This is a genomic window from Alteromonas ponticola (assembly GCF_012911815.1).
Lineage (GTDB): Bacteria > Pseudomonadota > Gammaproteobacteria > Enterobacterales > Alteromonadaceae > Alteromonas > Alteromonas ponticola.
The window spans coordinates 484,267-503,875 of record NZ_JAATNW010000001.1 but is presented as its reverse complement, the minus strand read 5'-3'; the positions used below and the strand labels follow the sequence as shown (position 1 = coordinate 503,875).

The following is a 19,609-nucleotide window of genomic DNA, read 5'->3' as shown; positions in this document are numbered from 1 at the left end:
ACACGCCAGCTATGCCAAAACGTACTGATTTAAAAAGTATTCTTATCTTAGGTGCAGGCCCTATTGTCATCGGTCAGGCCTGTGAATTTGATTACTCCGGCGCGCAAGCATGTAAAGCGCTACGCGAAGAAGGGTACCGGGTAATTCTGGTTAACTCTAATCCAGCGACTATCATGACCGATCCCGAGATGGCTGATGCCACTTATATTGAGCCGATCCACTGGGAAGTGGTACGTAAAATAATTGAAAAAGAGCGTCCTGATGCAATCCTGCCAACCATGGGTGGGCAAACGGCACTCAACTGTGCGCTCGATTTAAATCGTGAAGGGGTGCTGGATGAGTTCAACGTTGAACTTATCGGCGCGACCGCTGACGCCATAGATAAGGCTGAAGACCGCGAACGTTTCGACCAGGCGATGAAATCAATTGGGCTTGAGTGTCCACGTGCAGAAATCGCACACAGTATGGAACAGGCACATGATGTGCTAAGCCGTATTGGCTTTCCGTGCATTATCCGTCCTTCGTTTACCATGGGCGGAACCGGGGGGGGAATCGCCTATAACATAGATGAATTCAATGAGGTCTGTCATCGCGGCCTGGATCTGTCCCCTACCAATGAGCTGTTAATCGATGAATCACTGATTGGTTGGAAAGAGTACGAAATGGAGGTGGTGCGCGACAAAAACGATAACTGTATTATCGTTTGTACCATCGAGAATTTCGACCCAATGGGTGTACACACTGGCGACTCAATAACCGTTGCCCCAGCGCAGACACTTACCGACAAAGAATTCCAAATCATGCGAAATGCTGCCATGGCAGTTTTGCGGGAAATTGGCGTTGAGACCGGTGGTTCAAACGTGCAGTTCGGCATCGATCCTGAAACAGGTCGCATGGTTATCATCGAAATGAACCCGCGGGTATCGCGTTCATCAGCGCTTGCATCCAAAGCAACCGGTTTTCCGATTGCCAAAATTGCCGCTAAATTAGCTGTAGGCTACACCCTGGATGAGTTGGAAAATGACATTACTGGCGGTTTAACACCGGCTTCGTTTGAACCGTCAATCGATTATGTCGTCACCAAAATTCCTCGTTTTAACTTCGAGAAATTCGCCGGCGCAAATGACCGACTGACCACGCAGATGAAGTCAGTGGGCGAGGTGATGGCGATTGGCCGTAACCAGCAAGAATCACTGCAAAAAGCATTGCGTGGGTTGGAAATTGGCGCAAGTGGACTCAATCCCATGGTGGATTTAGAAGATTCTGAAGCACGTAATAAAATTGTGCGCGAATTGCGCGAGCCCGGTGCTGAGCGAATCTTTTACATCGGTGACGCATTCAGACTGGGTATGTCAGTGGATGAGGTCTATTCACTGACAAACATTGATCGCTGGTATCTGGTACAAATTGAAGATCTCATCAATCTGGAAGATCAGGTTGCCGCAGACGGCATAAGTAGCATTGACGAGAACCTGATGCGCACATTGAAGCGCAAAGGTTTCTCTGATGCCCGCTTAGCCGAGCTGACAAATGTTGGCGAAGACGATATTCGCGAGCGTCGCCACAAATTCAATATTCGCCCCGTGTACAAACGTGTCGACACCAGTGCTGCAGAATTTGCGACCAGCACTGCCTATATGTATTCAAGTTACGACGAAGAGTGTGAAGCGAATCCATCTGACAAAGACAAAATAATGGTCTTAGGTGGCGGTCCAAATCGAATCGGGCAGGGCATCGAATTTGACTATTGCTGTGTGCACGCTGCGCTTTCCATGCGTGAAGATGGCTATGAAACGATTATGGTTAACTGTAACCCTGAAACCGTTTCGACCGACTACGATACCTCAGATCGTCTATATTTTGAGCCAGTTACACTGGAAGATGTACTTGAAATTGTAGCCAAAGAGAAGCCCAAAGGCGTTATCGTGCAATACGGTGGTCAGACACCGTTAAAACTGGCTCGAGCGCTTGAAAAGAACGGCGTGCCTATTATCGGCACCTCTCCGGATGCCATTGACCGTGCAGAAGATCGCGAGCGTTTTCAGCACATGGTAAATAAGTTGGGGCTTAAACAGCCTGCTAACGCCACCGTGACTAACGTTGAACAAGCGCTGACTAAGGCCAACGAAATCGGGTTTCCACTGGTCGTTCGTCCATCTTATGTATTGGGTGGCCGCGCGATGGAAATTGTATATGACATTAAGGATCTAAAACGCTACCTTAATGAAGCCGTTAAAGTGTCTAACGACGCACCTGTATTGCTCGATCGCTTCCTGGATGATGCCATTGAAGTTGATATCGATGCGGTATCGGACGGTACCGAGGTGGTCATTGGTGGCATCATGGAACACATTGAGCAAGCAGGGGTTCACTCTGGTGATTCGGCTTGCTCGTTACCACCGCATTCGTTGTCGAAAGACATTCAGGATGTTATGCGTGAGCAGGTTAAGGCCATGGCACTCGAGTTAGGCGTGGTAGGTTTAATGAATACCCAGTTCGCCATCAAAGATAACGAAGTGTACTTAATTGAAGTTAATCCGCGTGCTGCACGCACCATTCCCTTTGTATCAAAAGCGACTGGTATTCAATTGGCGAAAGTGGCTGCGCGGGCCATGGTAGGAATTTCACTAAAAGAGCAGGGTATCACTAGTGAAATCATTCCACCGTACTATTCGGTAAAAGAAGTGGTGTTGCCGTTCGCTAAATTTCAGGGCGTAGACCCGTTGTTAGGCCCGGAAATGCGCTCTACTGGTGAAGTAATGGGCATTGGCGATACGTTTGAAGAAGCCTATGCAAAAGCTAACCTGGGTGCGGGTTCACCGCTGCCACGTTCAGGCAAGGCCTTACTGTCGGTGCGCCTTAATGATAAGAAAAAAATCATTGAGCTGGCCAAAACGCTGGTTGAAAACGGCTTCAGTATCGAAGCAACTCGCGGGACGGCAACAGAACTGTATGATGCTGGGGTAATGAGTACGGTAGTGAATAAACTTTCGGAAGGTCGCCCTAATATAGTAGATGCCATCAAAAATGGTGAATACAGCTATATCGTGAACACCACCGAAGGCAGACAGGCTATCACTGACTCTATGTATATAAGACGCGAAGCATTGCTGAATAAGGTCACCTACACCACAACCTTAAATGCTGCGTTTGCTACGATCAGAGCAAAATTTGCGGATGATCGTGACAAGGTTGCGTCTGTACAGGAGTTGCACAAACGCATCAAACACTAATGACAATAGCCTGGATACAGGCTATTCTATTTGTAAGTGCTATATAAAATATCAGTGCGCCCAGAGGGCGCACTTTTTTTCGCCTCTTTGAGGTGGATATGGAAATTAGTTAGAGTGAGATAAGAATGAGTCAGTATCCAATGACTGCTCGCGGCGCAGCCATGTTGCGTGATGAGCTGAACGAATTAAAAACCAAAACACGTCCACGTATTATAGAATCCATCGCCGAAGCGCGTGAGCATGGTGATTTAAAAGAGAACGCTGAATACCATGCGGCCCGTGAACAACAGAGTTTTTGTGAAGGCCGTATTCAGGATATCGAAGCGAAATTATCGAATGCGCAAATCATTGACGTGACGAGGATGGAAAATACCGGGAAGGTGATATTCGGTACCACGGTTACCATCATGAATTTGGAAACCAGCAAAGAAACGACTTACCGCATTGTCGGTGATGACGAAGCAGACATCAAAAAGAATCTGATTTCCGTTAATTCTCCCATTGCCCGCGGACTCATCGGCAAAGAGCTTGATGACGTAGTTAATATCGCCACCCCTAACGGAACGGTGGAGTTTGAAATTACAGAAGTTGAATACGTTTAGTCATTTCTACGATGAAGACGTTTTACACGTCTTCATCATCTTCTCCTAACCCCAGACTACCCCTGCTCACTCGTTTCTTCAAAAACTGCCTGAATATTGTTCCCCCTGGCAACCAATTGTCTTTGTTCTGGACTCAGACAGGCTAACGCATTCGCCCAAATCTGCGCTCTCACTGCATCGTCATGATATACGATAACGGCGGGAAACCTGCTTTGCTCTCTATCTGTTAGTTCCATGCGGCTATCCTGGTTTGATGAGGCCGCCGCAATTTTATTGAAGTTCCCTTGGGTCAGTTTTTTTGCTTCGACAAAAGCATGGGATTGGGCTTTCTCAAACATCACATCCGTCGCTTTATACTTGCCGGATATAATTTCTACCTGCTTTGCAGAAACCTTAAAATTGTTGATACCTTTGGCACTGAGTTGATCGGCAATACTTTCACTGACGATACTGTTAAATAAGGGCGCTAAATCGATTTTAGCGGCAGGGTCAATTTTGCGTACAAATCCGCCGTAAGCTAAAAACACCTCTTTTGCTACGTTTGTTTCGCTGACATCCGATCGCTTGTTCATGTCGTCTGGCCACGACGACGCAATACTAAAGCAACCGTCGGCAGTGTCAGAGATCAACTTGGTCATGCGTAAAATAGCGCTAAATTCACTGGGAACAGTCAACTGGTCAGAATTCTCTGCCTGATTAAACTGACTAACCCATGAGTTGCTGACATTTGACGCATAGTCATCGTGAAGTTTCGCCAAGTGTGCTTGTAGAACAGGCTGTATGGTGTCATTTGACAAGTCTTCAGAGGTAGTTTCATAGGTTACATCCACGCTAAAACCAGCATGGGAAATGGTGAATTGGTACTCATTAATATACGATCTGCATGATGCCAATATCAACGAAAGTAACAATAAAAGAGAGATACGCTTATTCATTTCATTACCCCCAGAACCAAATAACTGTTATAAGCAAGGTAGCCTAGCAGCAATATACCGCCTTCAAGACGATTGATACGCCCCTGACGACCAATCCCAATAGCCATAATTGTCAATGCAATAGTGAAAACCAGCATGGTGGTCCAGTCTCGCGTCAGCAGGCTGGCTGAAACCGGAGAGCCGGGGGAAATCGCCGCGGCGATACCCATGACCGCTAAAATATTGAATATGTTGGATCCCACTACGTTGCCAATTGCAATGTCATGTTCTCCTTTTTTGGCCGCCAAAAATGATGTCGCTAATTCGGGTAACGACGTGCCGATTGCCACGATCGTTAAACCGATGACCAGATCGCTGACCCCCAGGCGGGAAGCTACTTCTACCGCACCCCAAACAAGTGTCCGCGAACTGACAATTAACAGTATCAGCCCCACGACCAACCAAAAGATGGCCTTGCTTAGCCCCATTGTATTTTGTTTGATTTCTTCATCAAACTCGCTGTTCAGTGCATCCGCTGAATGTCGTTTACCGGAATAAACGGACCACACCACAAAGATGATAAAGCCTGACAACAAGCAGAGTGCGTCGAATAGTGAGAGTTTGTTGTCATACAATAACGCACCACACAGCAGGGCAACAGCCAATAAAATGGGTAGCTCTTTTTTAACAATGGTCGACTTTACAACGATCGGAGCAATAAGCGCAGTAACACCCAGTATCAGACCGATATTAACAATATTTGACCCCAGGGCATTGCCAAGCGCGAGATCTACATTGCCTTCACTGGCAGCGATTGCTGAGACCACCATCTCTGGTGCCGAGGTACCGAAGCCGACGATAACCATACCGATAAGCAATGATGAGAGACCTGCGTGACGGGCGGTTGCGGCAGCACCTTCGACAAAACGGTCAGCACTCCACACCAGCAGTATAAGCCCAATAGCAATAGCAACAGCGGCTAGTAACATAGGTCCTCCGTACCACTTGCCAGAACAGGGTAAGTTGCGGTTGCCTGCTTGCGGGAAGGCATTGCTCGAAATGGGCACAACGGAAATGGGATAAGGTGCATATCATTATTCTCAGGGCAGACATCGACATAAAATAGCCTGTTACACCTGCCCAGTGTAATGGGTTATCTTAAGTCTTGTCAGAACGACTAATGTCCGAAATTGCCATGAACCTTAACGGTTCAGGGATTGTTGGCAATTTCCCTGCGCAAAGCCAGGAGACTACTCCCCTAAGTACCACTAATGTAGTGCTGGTGTCAGACATTTTAAAGTGTATTTTTGATTGTGAATTAAATTTAATCTCAGGCTGTCTGGATCGCAATATAAAAGCTTGCATTCACTCTTCATAAATCATTTTTTTCGTCATACCACCATCGACCACTAAGACCTGCCCGGTGACAAAATCAGCCTTGAGCAAATAGTCTACGGCCTGATAGACGTCGAGAGGTTTACCTACCCGCCCGGCTGGGTGTTGCTGATGATCTATTTCGCGCAAATCGGACTCGTCACTGATCCAGCCCGGCGCGATGGCGTTAACACGTATGTCTGGCCCCAGCGAAATTGCCATAGCCTGTGTGAGCGAAACTATACCGCCCTTGGACGCACCATAAGAAAAATCACCCGGTTCGGACATGAAAGCACGGGTAGACGTGATATTGATGATATTGCTACCGGATTGCATGTGCTTCACTGCTTCACGGCTCATTAAGAATGTACCATTGAGGTTGGTATTGATGACCTCTTGCCAATCTTTATATGACTGTTCTGCTAACGGTTTTTTACTGTAATCAGTTTTACCGGCGCAATTGATAAGTAAATCCAGATTTTGCCAGCCCAGTGCAGCGAAACCGTGCTTCACTGAATTCTCGTTACCTACATCACAGCAGACGCTTTCTACCCCTTTTACACTGTCATTGGTATCGAAGCTGGCAACTTGCCAGCCCTGTTTTATAAGTTGTTGGCATAAGACTTTACCAATAAGTCCGTTACCCCCGGTGACGATTGCTTTAGGCATGAAAAATCACTATAAAAAAATAAGCCATGATGTGAGATAGTAGTGTAAATTTTCAGGTTTTTAAAACCATTGGTGGGTGGAAATTGTGGTTAACGTTGCGTTATCTTTAATAGATAATCAGCAAATTCACCGACATTCGCGTCGACAATTTCGTTTCCCGCTGTGTCGGGTATGGTGATTTGCAGTTCTTTTTCAAAATGGGCAAAAAGTTTATTTATTAATTCATTGTCCAGTTCTAAGTCACTTACCAATTTGGTCGATGAATTAATATCGTCATTAGGGCTATCCACGTGCTTTTTAAGCCAGGTTTCAATTTTTTTCACAAGTGCTTGCTTGTCCATCTAATTTTTCTTCCCATTGTTTAAATTCCATAGATATTTAAACACGGGAATGTGCTGAATTGATCAGTCGAGAGCTAACGAAAAAAACGCGGCCAGGGAGAGCCGCGTTAAACATCAATGGGAGACGTTTAAATTAATGAACGCCAATTGCAATCTGTTTTGGTTTTTTCTCTTCAGGGATCACCCGCTCCATATCGATATGTAACAAGCCGTTTTCAAACTCAGCTTCACGAATCTCAATATGTTCGCCTAGCTGAAATTTACGCTCAAAGTTACGTTGCTCTATGCCGCGATGTAAAAAGCGGCGCTTTTTATCATCGCTGGATGGTTCCAGTTTAGCAGCCACTGTTAATGTCGTATCTTCAATAGTAAGGGTAATATCATCCTTACTGTAACCGGCTAATGCCATCGTTACGCGATAACGGTTTTCATCTAGCGATTCAATATTGTATGGCGGATAGGTTTCTTGCGCGGATGATGCAGATGATGTATCAAGCGCTGAAGCCAAACGGTCAAAGCCAATGAATGAACGGTAAAGTGGAGATAAATCTAAAGTACGCATAATCATATCCTCAATAGTAAGCAATATGCAGGTTTGTCGCCCCGACCATTCGGCAACGACATATCAAGGGGCCTGCAGTGCAGGCCCGCTAAGGGTTATTTGTTTTCGATTAAACGGCTGCCAATTTCGATTTGACGCGGCTTTTTGGCTTCTGGAATCACACGCTCCATATCAATGTGGAGTAAGCCATTTTCCATATCAGCCGATAACACTTTAACGTGGTCACCTAGCTGAAACTTGCGTTCGAAATTGCGCTCTGAAATGCCTTTGTGCAGAAACTTGCGCTCAGCGTCTTTATTTTCGCTTTCTTTCTTACCGGTTACAGTAAGGGTATTTTCCTGCACTTCAATGGTAACATCATCCTGACTGAAACCCGCGATCGCCATAGTGATGCGATACTTGTCTTCAGCAAGTAATTCAATATTGTATGGGGGATAGCTGCTTTGTTTCTCTGCACGTGTGGCAGCGTCAACAAGCGAAGCTAAATGGTCAGAACCAATAAACGAACGGTATAGTGGAGATAGATCGATAGTACGCATGGTCATATCCTCAATAATAAGCAATATGGTTAAATTAAGTGCCCCGAACTTCGGCGGCGTTGTTGTCAACCTGACTGTTCAGCGTCGACAATTCAATATATCGGGATACCAAAATCTTTTTCAATAAAAAATTTTAATAATTTTTCATTATTTATACTATGTGTATGAAATTTAACTAATTATTTTTTCTTTTTTCATGTAGACAGCAAACCCGAATAACAGGGTCACCCATGTAAGTGCAGCAAAGTCTCCCCAAAAGCGATAGGGCGTCTGACCGCGAGTGATGGCAACGGGCGAAGTGAGCGAACCCGCTTCAAATTGTGGAAGTCTTGAGGTAATAACTCCAAAAGGATCGACAAAGGCAGTGATGCCATTGTTGGTTGCACGTATAACGGATTTACCTGTCTCCAGCGCACGCATTTGAGCGATTTGCAAGTGTTGAGCTGGCCCATGCGATCGACCAAACCAGGCATCGTTACTAACAGTTACAATAAGGTCAGTGTCAGCATGAATATTGGCTAACACCTGACGAGGAAAAGCAATTTCAAAACACAACGCTGGCGCTAGTTTTAGACCGTTGGCAATTAGGTTGGGCTGTTGAAAGTCACCTCGGGAAAATGATGACATCGGTAAATTGAACAGAGGCGCGACATGACGTAGCCAATCTTCAAAAGGAACAAATTCGCCAATGGGTAACAGATGATGTTTTGCGTAGCGATTAAGATGGGAATAGTAATACTGCCCCCGGTGGGAATCCGCCTCTTTTTTGCCAAGCACTATGATATTATTCCAGGCGGCTTTCGACTCATGATTGTAATTAACAATGCCTGTCACCAAGCTGGTATTATATTTCGCCGCGACTTTGTCCAGATTGGCCAGATAGTCGATTGCCAGTGGTTCAAGTTTAGGAATCGCTGCTTCTGGCCATAGTATCAGATCGCTTTCCCATAGCGGCTCAGTCAGTTTGCGATACTTTTTCATGGTGGGCCGATCCTGCTCAGGCGTCCATCGCAACGATTGCGCGATATTGCCTTGCACCATCGAAACCTGCACAGTCTTCTCCACCGTCACCCAATGGTAATTGCTGGCGATATAACCACTTAAAAATATAACTGCGTAAACCAGACTTATGCGCATCCAGTTAGTTTTGAGAGGATAGACAGCCAGCGCCGTTGCCAGCAACACTAACAGCGCGGTAACCCCCGTTTCGCCGAGAACCGGTATCCAACCATTCAGTGGGCTTTCAAGCTGGCTGTAACCGAGCGACAACCACGGAAAACCAGTCAGCACCCAACTACGCAGCCATTCGCCAATAAACCAGAAAAACGGTAAGGTTAACGGCCACAATTTAGGCGTGAAGTATTTTTTCGTCAGCCAGAATGCTAACCCGCTATAGAGTGCCAGGTAGGCACTTAATAACGCCATCAGGCCAATTGAGGCAATTAAAGGTAATCCACCATAATCAGCAATGCTGACGTGTACCCAACTGATACCTGCACCAAACCAGCCAAAGCCGAATAACCAACCGGTTAAAAAACCTTTTTCGCTACGAATAAGCTGGTAAACCGCCACGGCTACCGCCAGGAAGCTAATTGGCCATAAATGAAAGGGGGCAAAGGCAAACGTTAAACTTGCGCCGCTCAATAGAGTCAGCGCATGAGACAACATCCGTTTCAGGGCGACTTACTCCAGTGAGGGGATGATAACTTTTAACTGTACTAACCTGCGTTTATCACAGTTGGTCACTTTAAAATGAATATCACCGATGGTGATCTCATCATTGGTGCTGGGCATATGGCCAAACGCTTTTAACACAATACCGCCAATGGTATCAGCTTCTTCTTCACTGAAGCTGGTTTCAAAAAATTCGTTGAAATCATCCACCGCGGTTAACGCTTTAACAGAATAGGTATATTTGTTTAACGGCCTGATGTCATCGGTACCGTCTGCTTCGGTATCATATTCGTCTTCTATTTCACCCACGATGAGCTCAAGAATATCTTCGATGGTGACCAAACCAGAAACGCCGCCGTACTCATCAACCACAATCGCCATATGGTAACGCTGTTGACGAAACTCTTTGAGAAGTACGTCTACGCGCTTACTTTCAGGTACAATTACCGCTGGGCGAATTACATCTTTTAAGCGAAATTCAGTCTGGGAATTGAATGCGTAACTAAGCAAATCCTTCGCCAGTAAGATGCCTTCGATGTGATCTTTATCTTCACTGATAACAGGAAAACGAGAATGAGCAGATTCTAATACAGTAGGTAAAAATTCTTCCACACATTGGTTGATATCGATGGTGGTCATTTGCGTGCGCGGGATCATGATATCGCGAACCCGCATATCATTTACGCCAATAACGCCTTCTATCATTTCGCGGGTTTGCGGGTCGATCAGCTCACGCTGCTCCGCTTCAGTAATAACCTCAACGAGCTCTTGTTTGCTTTGCGGCTCTCCTGAGAAGGTTAGCTTTAATTTGTCTAACCAGTTTCTGCTCGAAGAGCCGTTGGTAGAGTGGGGGTTGTCGTCGCTCATAATTTTCGTTTTCAAACTAATTCAAAAGTTACGTTAATGTTCTTGATAAGGGTCGTCAATGCCTAATTGAGACAAAATGTGTATTTCCAATGCTTCCATTGTCTCAGCGTCGTCATTTTCGATGTGATCATAACCCAGCAAATGAAGCGTGCCGTGCACGATCATATGGGCATAATGGTGGATAATTGTTTTCTTTTGTTCATGCGCTTCCCGTTCAATTACCGGGGCACAGATGACCAGATCGCCAAGCAAATTCAGGCTTACTCCCGGTGGGGCCTCAAACGGAAAAGACAGCACATTGGTCGGCTTATCGATGCCGCGATAGGTCTGATTGAGTGCCTGTGACTCATCATTGTCGACAAAGCGAACTGTGAGTTCATGCTGACTGATTTGCAAATGTTTTAATACCGCGCTCACCCATCTCTCTACTTCGGTAGTAGACGGAAAGTTTTTTTCATAAAAACTGTTTTCACAGGCAACCTGATAATCAACGATGGCATTCATAATTCAAAAATAATCGTACTAGGAGCGTGTACTTTCGGCAGATTGTTCATTTTTTAATGCTTCCTGCTTACGTTTTTCAACCCGTAGCTTTTCCTGTTCAGAGTCGTGCTCTTCATAGGCGCGCACAATGCGCGCAACAACCGGATGACGTACCACGTCATCCGCATTAAAGAAGTTAAATGAAATGTCGTCGACTGATTTAAGCACTTCTATGGCGTGACGTAAACCTGATCGAGCTCCACGAGGCAGATCGACCTGGGTAATATCGCCGGTGATGACGGCTTTTGAATTAAAACCGATACGGGTCAAAAACATTTTCATCTGCTCAACCGTAGTATTCTGGCTTTCATCCAAAATAATAAAGGCATCATTTAGCGTTCGCCCACGCATGTAGGCCAGGGGAGCAACCTCAATAACGTTGCGCTCCATCAGTTTTTCTACTTTCTCAAAACCCAGCATTTCAAACAGGGCATCGTAGAGAGGACGTAAATACGGATCGACTTTCTGTGATAGATCGCCAGGCAAAAAGCCTAATTTCTCACCCGCTTCAACAGCAGGGCGGGTTAACAGGATGCGACGAATTTCCTGTCGCTCCAACGCATCTACTGCACAGGCTACAGCGAGATAGGTCTTGCCGGTGCCAGCCGGGCCAATCCCAAAAGTGATATCGTGATTAACGATATTAGCAACGTATTGACTCTGGTTTGGGTTGCGCGGCTTAATTACCCCGCGCTTAGTGCGTATGTGCACTTCTTTGCCATATTCACCTGAGTAAGAACGTTCAAGGCATTGACTCTCTTGAATGGCAAGGTGTACCTGCTCGGGCCCCACTTCCTGCACCACCCCTTTTACCGGCTGTGTTTCGACGTACAGAGACTTAAGTATGTCGGACGCACCTTTTGCCTGTTGCTGCTCACCGAGAACTTTGAACACATTGTTGCGATAGCCAATTTCAACACCCAGGCGGCGTTCAATTTGTTTAATATTGTCATCAAAGGGGCCACATAAATTCGATAAACGACGATTATCAGCCGGTTCTAGTGCAACTTCTACGCTTTCAACAGTGCTCAAGTTTCTTTTTACCTCAGTGTTAATTATACAGTTGGAACAAATTGGGCTACGCCCAATTGATCAGGTTGGTTCACCTGACGTTTCGCCGTAATAGATTGGGGTGAAATTGCGACACGCAAGCCCATGTCTCTCTCACGGCGAACTACCTCACCACGTAACGAGTTGGAAAATACATCAGTGATACGAATATCAACGAATTCGCCAATCATGTCGGGTGTTCCCTCAAAATTCACCACGCGGTTATTTTCAGTACGGCCAGACAATTCCATTGGGTTCTTTTTAGAGGGGCCTTCGACCAGAATGCGTTGCTCAGTTCCTACCATGTTTCTGGCTATGCGCAAGGCCTGTTGGTTAATTCGCTGCTGTAACAAATACAAACGTTGCTTTTTGGTTTCCTCACTAACGTCATCAATCGCGTCAGCTGCAGGGGTACCCGGACGTGCGCTGTAAATGAAGCTGAAACTTAAATCGTAATCTACAGCCTGAATCAAATCCATGGTTGCTTCGAAATCGGTATCAGACTCACCGGGAAAACCAATGATAAAGTCCGACGACATGCTGATGTCAGGACGGATTTTACGTAATTTACGTATCTTGGACTTATATTCGAGCGCAGTATGACCCCGTTTCATCAGATTCAGGATGCGGTCTGAGCCACTTTGTACTGGTAAGTGCAAATGGTTAACTAACTCTGGAATGCTGGCGTAGGCGGCAATAATGTCATCGGTAAATTCTACCGGATGCGACGTGGTATAGCGGATCCGATCAATCCCATCAATTGCCGCGACCAATTCCAGCAACTCAGCAAAGCGGCAGATAGTGCCGTCATGATGCTCACCGCGAAACGCATTAACATTCTGTCCTAACAGATTAACCTCACGCACGCCTTGCTCTGCCAATTGAGCAATTTCTAATATCACATCATCAACCGGGCGGCTGACTTCCTCACCCCGGGTGTAGGGCACCACACAGAACGTACAATATTTTGAACAGCCTTCCATAATTGACACAAATGCAGTCGGGCCTTCTGCTCGAGGTTCGGGAAGGCGGTCAAATTTTTCGATTTCAGGAAAGCTGACATCCACCACTGCTTTCTCACCACTTTGTATCTGATTGATCATTTCCGGTAAACGATGCAGCGTTTGAGGGCCAAACACCAAATCTACAAAGGGTGCACGCTGACGAATCGCGTCGCCTTCCTGAGAGGCCACACAACCACCCACACCAATGATCAGGTCCGGCTTGTCCTTCTTTAGTGTTTTCCAGCGGCCAAGCTGATGAAACACTTTTTCCTGTGCCTTTTCACGGATCGAACAAGTGTTCAACAGGATCACGTCTGCGTCCTCGGGCTCCTGTGCCAGAGAGTAGCCGTGTGTTGAATCTAACAGGTCTGCCATTTTTTCTGAGTCGTACTCATTCATTTGACAGCCCCAGGTTTTAATGTACAGCTTTTTGTTCATAATGACCGTTTGTGTAAAGTGTTGGTTAGGATATGCCAGCGCCACATCGAGTGAAGCCACTGACGAAACCCGAAAGTGAATAAAATAGCCGCATATTTTACCTGCTCTGGTGCGTATTTCCCAGTGATAACTTATATAGAATGTGAAACTGCGTCGAATTTGCTTTACACATGACAGTTCGACACCCACGCGCCATAATAGAAACTGACTTAAAGGAATGATCATGAAAGATTTTTGTATAATGGGTTCGGGTATGGTGGGCGCCACATTAGCCTTGGGGCTGGTTAGCCAGGGCCACAGCGTGGTGTTGATTGAACCCCACATGCCCCAGTCATTTTCGCCAGAACAGCCGCCAGATCTGCGTGTCTCTGCACTCTCTGTGGCAAGTGTCGACTTGTTGAAAGCGTTGGGGGCGTGGGAATTTATTGAGCAAACGCGCATGCGGGCTTATCGTCAGCTATCTGTATGGGAAGCCGAAAATGCCAGAACAGATTTTACCGCAGAGTTAGTGAACTTACCTGAATTAGGCTATTTTGTCGAAAATCGACTGTTACAGCTGGGCTGTCTGCAGGCGTTGGCAAATAAAAGCAATTTTGAGCTGATTACATCCAGTCAGGTAAAATCAATTGATTTAAGCGACAAACAGGCGGTAAACATTGAGCTGAATGATAAGCAAAAAGTGTCTGCACACTGGTTGATTGGTGCTGATGGCGCGCGTTCTCAAGTGCGAAAGGCGGCCAGGATAGCGTGCTCTGGATGGCAGTATGAACAGCAGGCATTAGGCATTATTGTGTCAATGCATGAACCACAGACTGACATCACATGGCAGCAATTTACCCCGGCAGGGCCGCGTGCGTATCTTCCCATGTATGACAATTATGCCGCTTTAATCTGGTACGACAAAGCCGACCGGGTAAGACAACTTGCAGCAATGACGCCTGCGCAGCTCAAACAACCGACCATTGAGGCCTTTCCTGACTTGTTGGGAGATTTTGATGTGGTGTTTGCAACCGGGTTTCCGTTAACGCGCAGTCACGCGAGTGACTATGTCAAAGGCAATGTGGTACTGATTGGTGATGCCGCCCATACAATTAATCCATTGGCAGGTCAGGGGGTTAACCTCGGCTTCAGAGATATTGAAGCATTACTGGCTATCACGGCCGACGCTGATACTTCTGCGCATGACGCACTTCGTAGCCGACTGCAAAAAGAGTACGAGCGACCCAGAAGGCGTGATAATTTAATGATGATGTCAGCGATGGATGGGTTTTATACGTTGTTCAGCAATGATATCTTGCCGCTGAAGCTGGCGCGGCAGTCTTTACTGACGTTGGCACAACACCTGCCTTTTGGTAAAAAGCAGGTTCTAAAATATGCATTGGGATTAAACGAATGGAAGTTTTAGTTATTATTGGGATACTTTTCCTGGCGTTGTTTGTAGTAGTTCCATTGATTGAACGCTCCAAAATGCGTATTAGTAGTGAAGAGTCGGCCAAAATTGCCCGCTGGATTTGGCCGCTTATTATGATTGCTCTGGTCATTCAGCTTATCATGATGATGATGATGAGGGGGTAGGCTGGGCTCCCCCATTAATTGATACCCTACCAAATATCTTTTTCAGTATTTCCCTGTATTTCACAGTCGCCGGTCTTGTATTCAGGACGTTCACCTTTTTCATGTTTGGTAAAGTAATCCTTGCTGATGGCGACGATGGTCGGTGTAAGCCAGACGATAGCCACAATATTAATTACCGTCATCAAACCCAGTGCCATATCAGCCATAGCCCAAACCTGTGGTAACGCTGCCATGGAACCCCAGAAAATCATTGCAAGATACCCTACGGTATAGGCCGCTCTGCCTGGCTTGTTGTCCAGTTTGAACATATGCAGATTACTTTCACCATAAGCATAATTTGCCACCACTGAGGTAAATGCAAACAAACAAATGGCGGCAGCGACAAAGTCGGTACCACCGCTACCAATATGACTGCTCATGGCATCCTGAGTCATTCGAATGCCTTCCATCTGGTCCTGCGCAGAACCGCCTGCCAGTAAAATAATAAAGGCGGTAGAGGTACACAAAATCATGGTATCTAAAAATACCCCTAGCATTTGGATGTAACCCTGCGATACAGGATGGTTGGGGTTGGGAGAAGCCGCCGCCGCAGCGTGAGGCACGCTACCTGAACCCGCTTCGTTTGAGTAAAGTCCGCGCTGAATGCCGTTCTTGATTGCCGCACCCAGGGCACCGGCACCCGCTTCTTCTAACCCGAAGGCAGAACGGATAATGTGCATTAACAAATCAGGAACTTCATTGATATGCATAAACGTCACTACCAACGCCGCGATCACGTATCCGATGCCCATAAACGGCACGATCCACTCGGCAAAACGGGCGATTCCGCGAAAACCTCCCACCACAATAAGGGCAGCAAGGGCAATGATTGCCAAACCTGACCAGAAAGTTGGGATAGCGTAGGCATTATTTAACGCATCGGTAATCGTATTGGCCTGTACCGCACTAAAAACAAAGCCGTAACCCAAAAACAGACAGACAGAAAACAACACGGCAAGCCAGGTTTTGTTAAGACCCTGTTTGATGTAGTAAGCCGGACCACCCCGAAATTCTCCGTTGTGATCACGTACCTTGTAAAGCTGACCCAGTACACTCTCAGCAAAGCCGGTCGCCATACCTAAAAATGCGATCACCCACATCCAGAATATAGCCCCCGCGCCGCCTAGCGAAATGGCGACCGCTACACCGGCAAGATTACCTGTACCTACCCGCGCAGAGAGACTTGTACACAGCGCCTGAAATGAACTGATGCCTTCTTTGGTGGCATTGCCGCTGCCCTTTAGCAGGCTAAACATATGAATGAAGTGTTTTAGCTGAACACCGCCTAATCTCACGGTAAACCAGATACCGCAAGCGACCAGCATGAAAATGAGGATTTGCCCTTCGCCCCAGAGCACATTATTGATTGCGCCAACAACCTGATTAATCACGCACTTTTATCCGAATTAGTGTAGTTGAATAACAGTCTGCCGACCTTTGCAGGGTGTGTAAAGCAAAAAAGCCGACCAGATGGTCGGCTTTAGAATATGGCTGGGGTAGCAGGACTCGAACCTACGAATGGCGGGATCAAAACCCGCTGCCTTACCAACTTGGCTATACCCCAAGAGGTAACCGCGCAACTTAATTTGTAAATTAATAAAACGCCATTACTCAAGAAAAATGGCTGGGGTAGCAGGACTCGAACCTACGAATGGCGGGATCAAAACCCGCTGCCTTACCAACTTGGCTATACCCCAACAATGGTGCGGAAGGAGAGACTTGAACTCTCACGCCGTGAAGCACTGGAACCTAAATCCAGCGTGTCTACCAATTCCACCACTTCCGCCAGGTAAACAATTTTCTTTCATTGGGCACAACAGAAAGAAAATAAGATTGGTGGCTACGGCGGGACTCGAACCTGCGACCCCATCATTATGAGTGATGTGCTCTAACCAGCTGAGCTACGTAGCCTCCGAAATCTTTACTCCCTCAGGAGTGGCGCGTATTATGCTCATCTGCCTAAGGGTCGTCAACCCCTTTTTATGACAACTTTGTCTAAGTGGCGATTATGTGAACGCTTGCGCTTAATAAAACAACGAAAAGCATACTCGTTTGTCGCCATTAAGGGCTAAAGTTCTTCAATTTGTGTCTGGTAATAGCACACATCAATTGCTCGGGGCGCTAATTCACGATCCACATAAAAAGGATTATCCAGGTTTTTTGCCATATCTAACTTTTTTAAGTAATCAGGATGGCTGGGCAATTGAATTCGAAAGTGTCGTTGCGCGCCTGAAGGCAGGGTATCGCCCATGCGGATAGAAATAATTTTATTGTCTTCATTTGCCTCGGCGGCAGCAGTTGAGTGCATGTGTCCGCTTCTCGGCAGCTTTTGTAATACGTCTAAGCCGGCGACAACCCGCCCGAACACCGACATATTTCTGTCGAGGTGACGCGGCGCCTGGCCAATTACTACATAAAATTCCGTTGCGGCGGTGTCTTTTTTATTATCGCGAGCCATGGCTAACATACCGGGACAGTGAAGCAGCCAATAGCTGTTTCGCTGCATCGTAGTTGCAGCTGGGAAGCCGTTGATAAAGCCACTGACTGGCGCAAACATATCCGGACGCTCGACCTCATAAAACCCTTCAACCGTTGGCGCAGTAAATTCTGCCTTTAATGGTGACGTAGACTCACTGGGTTCGTGATTACCATTACTGCCACCCTGTGCGACAAAGCCATCAATGACGCGATAAAATGATTGGTCATCGTAAAATTGACTTTTTGCCAATTGCTTAAAACGCTCAACATGATGAGGGGCAATGCTATCAGTTAATGCTACCACAGCCAGACCCTGGGGCAGGTGAATATAGGCCAGGTCTGACTGTTTTGGTGTGTACCAGTGTTCGTCATTTTGCGCACTGGCAGTTAGTGAGAGCATAAACATGAACAGAAGAAGTGATTTAAGCATGGTTTTGCGTCTTCCTGAGGCAAAGTGTTAATACAGACAATTATTTTCAATAGGCCACGATGTCGGTATAAGTTATATCAAAGGCGTTGACCGAATACAAAAAAGCCCCGCAGAAACGGGGCAATATTTATGGCTACCAATGACTACTCGCGCATCAGTTCTGCACGCAGTTAAACATTGAAGCGGAAGTGAATGACATCACCATCTTTAACAATATAATCCTTGCCTTCAAGACGCCATTTACCTGCATCTTTGGCACCTTGCTCGCCATTAAACTGGACGAAATTATCGTAGCCAATGACCTCAGCGCGGATAAACCCTTTTTCAAAGTCGGTGTGAATTTTACCGGCAGCCTGGGGAGCGGTTGAGCCTTCTGGGAAGGTCCACGCACGCACTTCTTTAACCCCGGCAGTAAAGTAAGTTTGCAGAGTAAGTAAGTTGTATCCTGCGCGAATTACACGATTTAAGCCAGGTTCTTCCAGGCCCATATCTTCCATGAATTCGGCTTTTTCTTCTTCATCCAGCTCAGCGATCTCAGACTCGATAGCCGCGCACACGGCAACCACCACAGCATTCTCTTTCTCGGCAATGGCTTGCACCTGTTCGAGATAAGGGTTGTTTTCAAAACCGTCTTCGTTGACATTGGCGATGTACATGGTGGGTTTTAAGGTCAACATGTTCATGTAGCTGATTGCGGCTAATTCTTCTTTGCTCAACGACATTGAGCGAAGCAGGTTACCTTCATCAAGATGCGGCTTAATTTTTTCCAGTACTTTTAATTCATACTTGGCATCCGCATCACCGCCCTTAGCACGTTTACCCACGCGAATTAACGCCTTTTCAGCGGTTTCCAAATCGCTCAAGGCTAATTCGGTGTTGATAACATCGATATCATCCTGCGGGTTGACTTTACCGGCGACGTGCACGATGTTGTCGTTATCGAAACAACGCACTACATGGCCAATAGCATCGGTCTCGCGGATGTTGGCCAAAAATTTATTGCCTAAGCCTTCGCCTTTTGAAGCGCCTTCAACCAGACCGGCGATATCAACAAATTCCATGGTGGTTGCGATAACCCGCTGAGGATTAACAATCGCGGCCAGCTTATCCAAACGTGTATCTGGAACGGGTACCACGCCAGTATTAGGCTCAATGGTACAGAAAGGGAAGTTAGCTGCTTCGATGCCTGCTTTAGTTAATGCATTAAAAAGGGTCGACTTACCAACGTTTGGCAACCCTACGATGCCGCATTTAAAACCCATGGGATGAATCCTTAT

18 protein-coding genes and 4 tRNA genes are annotated in these 19,609 nt (G+C 46.5%); 4 read left to right on the top strand and 18 right to left on the bottom strand.

From position 1 onward, the window contains the following. Positions 1-11: 11 nt before the first annotated feature. Together carB and greA are read left to right on the top strand one after the other, a co-directional pair. The gene (gene carB / locus HCJ96_RS02205) at positions 12-3,233 is read left to right on the top strand and encodes a carbamoyl-phosphate synthase large subunit (RefSeq protein ID WP_169209379.1); all 3,222 of its coding nucleotides are present in this window, start codon (positions 12-14) and stop codon (positions 3,231-3,233) included. Positions 3,234-3,358: 125 nt separating this feature from the next. Beyond that, positions 3,359-3,835, top strand: a complete 477-nt coding sequence (gene greA, locus HCJ96_RS02200) for a transcription elongation factor GreA (RefSeq protein WP_169209378.1) — start codon at positions 3,359-3,361, stop codon at positions 3,833-3,835. Positions 3,836-3,891: 56 nt separating this feature from the next. Here the strand turns inward: greA and HCJ96_RS02195 are convergent, their stop codons facing one another. From HCJ96_RS02195 to miaB, 11 genes are all read right to left on the bottom strand, one after another. Further along, positions 3,892-4,770 (bottom strand): FAD:protein FMN transferase, encoded by an 879-nt coding sequence (locus tag HCJ96_RS02195; RefSeq protein WP_169209377.1) that lies wholly within the window; start codon positions 4,768-4,770, stop codon positions 3,892-3,894. Continuing rightward, positions 4,767-5,738: a calcium/sodium antiporter gene (locus HCJ96_RS02190; RefSeq protein WP_169209376.1), complete on the bottom strand. Its 972-nt coding sequence runs from the start codon at positions 5,736-5,738 to the stop codon at positions 4,767-4,769. The genes HCJ96_RS02195 and HCJ96_RS02190 overlap by 4 nt, the downstream gene beginning before the upstream one ends. Before the next feature lie 376 nt (positions 5,739-6,114). Then, on the bottom strand, positions 6,115-6,792 hold the full coding sequence (locus tag HCJ96_RS02185; protein WP_169209375.1) for an SDR family NAD(P)-dependent oxidoreductase: 678 nt from the start codon (positions 6,790-6,792) through the stop codon (positions 6,115-6,117). An 89-nt stretch (positions 6,793-6,881) separates the two neighbouring features. After that, the gene (locus HCJ96_RS02180) at positions 6,882-7,133 is read right to left on the bottom strand and encodes an acyl carrier protein (protein WP_169209374.1); all 252 of its coding nucleotides are present in this window, start codon (positions 7,131-7,133) and stop codon (positions 6,882-6,884) included. 133 nt (positions 7,134-7,266) lie between these two features. Next, the gene (locus tag HCJ96_RS02175) at positions 7,267-7,695 is read right to left on the bottom strand and encodes an Hsp20 family protein (protein WP_169209373.1); all 429 of its coding nucleotides are present in this window, start codon (positions 7,693-7,695) and stop codon (positions 7,267-7,269) included. A gap of 95 nt (positions 7,696-7,790) precedes the next feature. Further along, positions 7,791-8,234, bottom strand: a complete 444-nt coding sequence (locus tag HCJ96_RS02170) for an Hsp20 family protein (RefSeq protein WP_169209372.1) — start codon at positions 8,232-8,234, stop codon at positions 7,791-7,793. Between the two features lie 171 nt (positions 8,235-8,405). Continuing rightward, entirely contained in the window at positions 8,406-9,902 is a 1,497-nt protein-coding gene (gene lnt, locus HCJ96_RS02165; RefSeq protein ID WP_169209371.1) for an apolipoprotein N-acyltransferase, read from the bottom strand. 15 nt (positions 9,903-9,917) lie between these two features. Beyond that, on the bottom strand, positions 9,918-10,775 hold the full coding sequence (corC, locus tag HCJ96_RS02160) for a CNNM family magnesium/cobalt transport protein CorC (protein WP_169209370.1): 858 nt from the start codon (positions 10,773-10,775) through the stop codon (positions 9,918-9,920). 33 nt (positions 10,776-10,808) lie between these two features. Further along, the gene (gene ybeY / locus HCJ96_RS02155) at positions 10,809-11,279 is read right to left on the bottom strand and encodes an rRNA maturation RNase YbeY (RefSeq protein WP_169209369.1); all 471 of its coding nucleotides are present in this window, start codon (positions 11,277-11,279) and stop codon (positions 10,809-10,811) included. Between the two features lie 18 nt (positions 11,280-11,297). Beyond that, positions 11,298-12,350, bottom strand: a complete 1,053-nt coding sequence (locus HCJ96_RS02150) for a PhoH family protein (protein WP_169209368.1) — start codon at positions 12,348-12,350, stop codon at positions 11,298-11,300. A 23-nt stretch (positions 12,351-12,373) separates the two neighbouring features. Then, positions 12,374-13,810 carry a tRNA (N6-isopentenyl adenosine(37)-C2)-methylthiotransferase MiaB gene (gene miaB, locus HCJ96_RS02145; RefSeq protein ID WP_169209470.1) on the bottom strand — a complete coding sequence of 479 codons (1,437 nt, stop codon included), beginning with the start codon at positions 13,808-13,810 and terminating at the stop codon, positions 12,374-12,376. Positions 13,811-14,033: 223 nt separating this feature from the next. Between miaB and HCJ96_RS02140 the strand changes: the two genes are divergently transcribed. Both HCJ96_RS02140 and HCJ96_RS02135 read left to right on the top strand, forming a co-directional pair. Then, entirely contained in the window at positions 14,034-15,215 is a 1,182-nt protein-coding gene (locus tag HCJ96_RS02140) for an FAD-dependent monooxygenase (protein WP_169209367.1), read from the top strand. Then, complete coding sequence (locus HCJ96_RS02135; protein WP_169209366.1) at positions 15,203-15,385, top strand: hypothetical protein; 183 nt, start codon at positions 15,203-15,205, stop codon at positions 15,383-15,385. The genes HCJ96_RS02140 and HCJ96_RS02135 overlap by 13 nt, the downstream gene beginning before the upstream one ends. A 26-nt stretch (positions 15,386-15,411) precedes the next feature. On the opposite strand, the gene HCJ96_RS02130 is transcribed toward HCJ96_RS02135, so the two are convergent. From HCJ96_RS02130 to ychF, 7 genes are all read right to left on the bottom strand, one after another. Then, complete coding sequence (locus tag HCJ96_RS02130) at positions 15,412-16,815, bottom strand: amino acid carrier protein (RefSeq protein WP_169209365.1); 1,404 nt, start codon at positions 16,813-16,815, stop codon at positions 15,412-15,414. Positions 16,816-16,912: 97 nt separating this feature from the next. Continuing rightward, positions 16,913-16,988, bottom strand: a tRNA-Gln gene (locus HCJ96_RS02125). Between the two features lie 57 nt (positions 16,989-17,045). After that, positions 17,046-17,121 (bottom strand) — tRNA-Gln (locus HCJ96_RS02120). Positions 17,122-17,125: 4 nt separating this feature from the next. Continuing rightward, positions 17,126-17,210: transfer RNA gene (locus HCJ96_RS02115), tRNA-Leu, on the bottom strand. Positions 17,211-17,258: 48 nt separating this feature from the next. After that, positions 17,259-17,335 (bottom strand) — tRNA-Met (locus HCJ96_RS02110). A gap of 157 nt (positions 17,336-17,492) precedes the next feature. Continuing rightward, a complete protein-coding gene (locus HCJ96_RS02105; RefSeq protein WP_169209364.1) occupies positions 17,493-18,332 on the bottom strand; it encodes a peptidylprolyl isomerase in 840 nt (279 codons plus the stop codon). A 170-nt stretch (positions 18,333-18,502) separates the two neighbouring features. Further along, complete coding sequence (gene ychF / locus HCJ96_RS02100; RefSeq protein WP_169209363.1) at positions 18,503-19,594, bottom strand: redox-regulated ATPase YchF; 1,092 nt, start codon at positions 19,592-19,594, stop codon at positions 18,503-18,505. Positions 19,595-19,609: the final 15 nt, after the last annotated feature.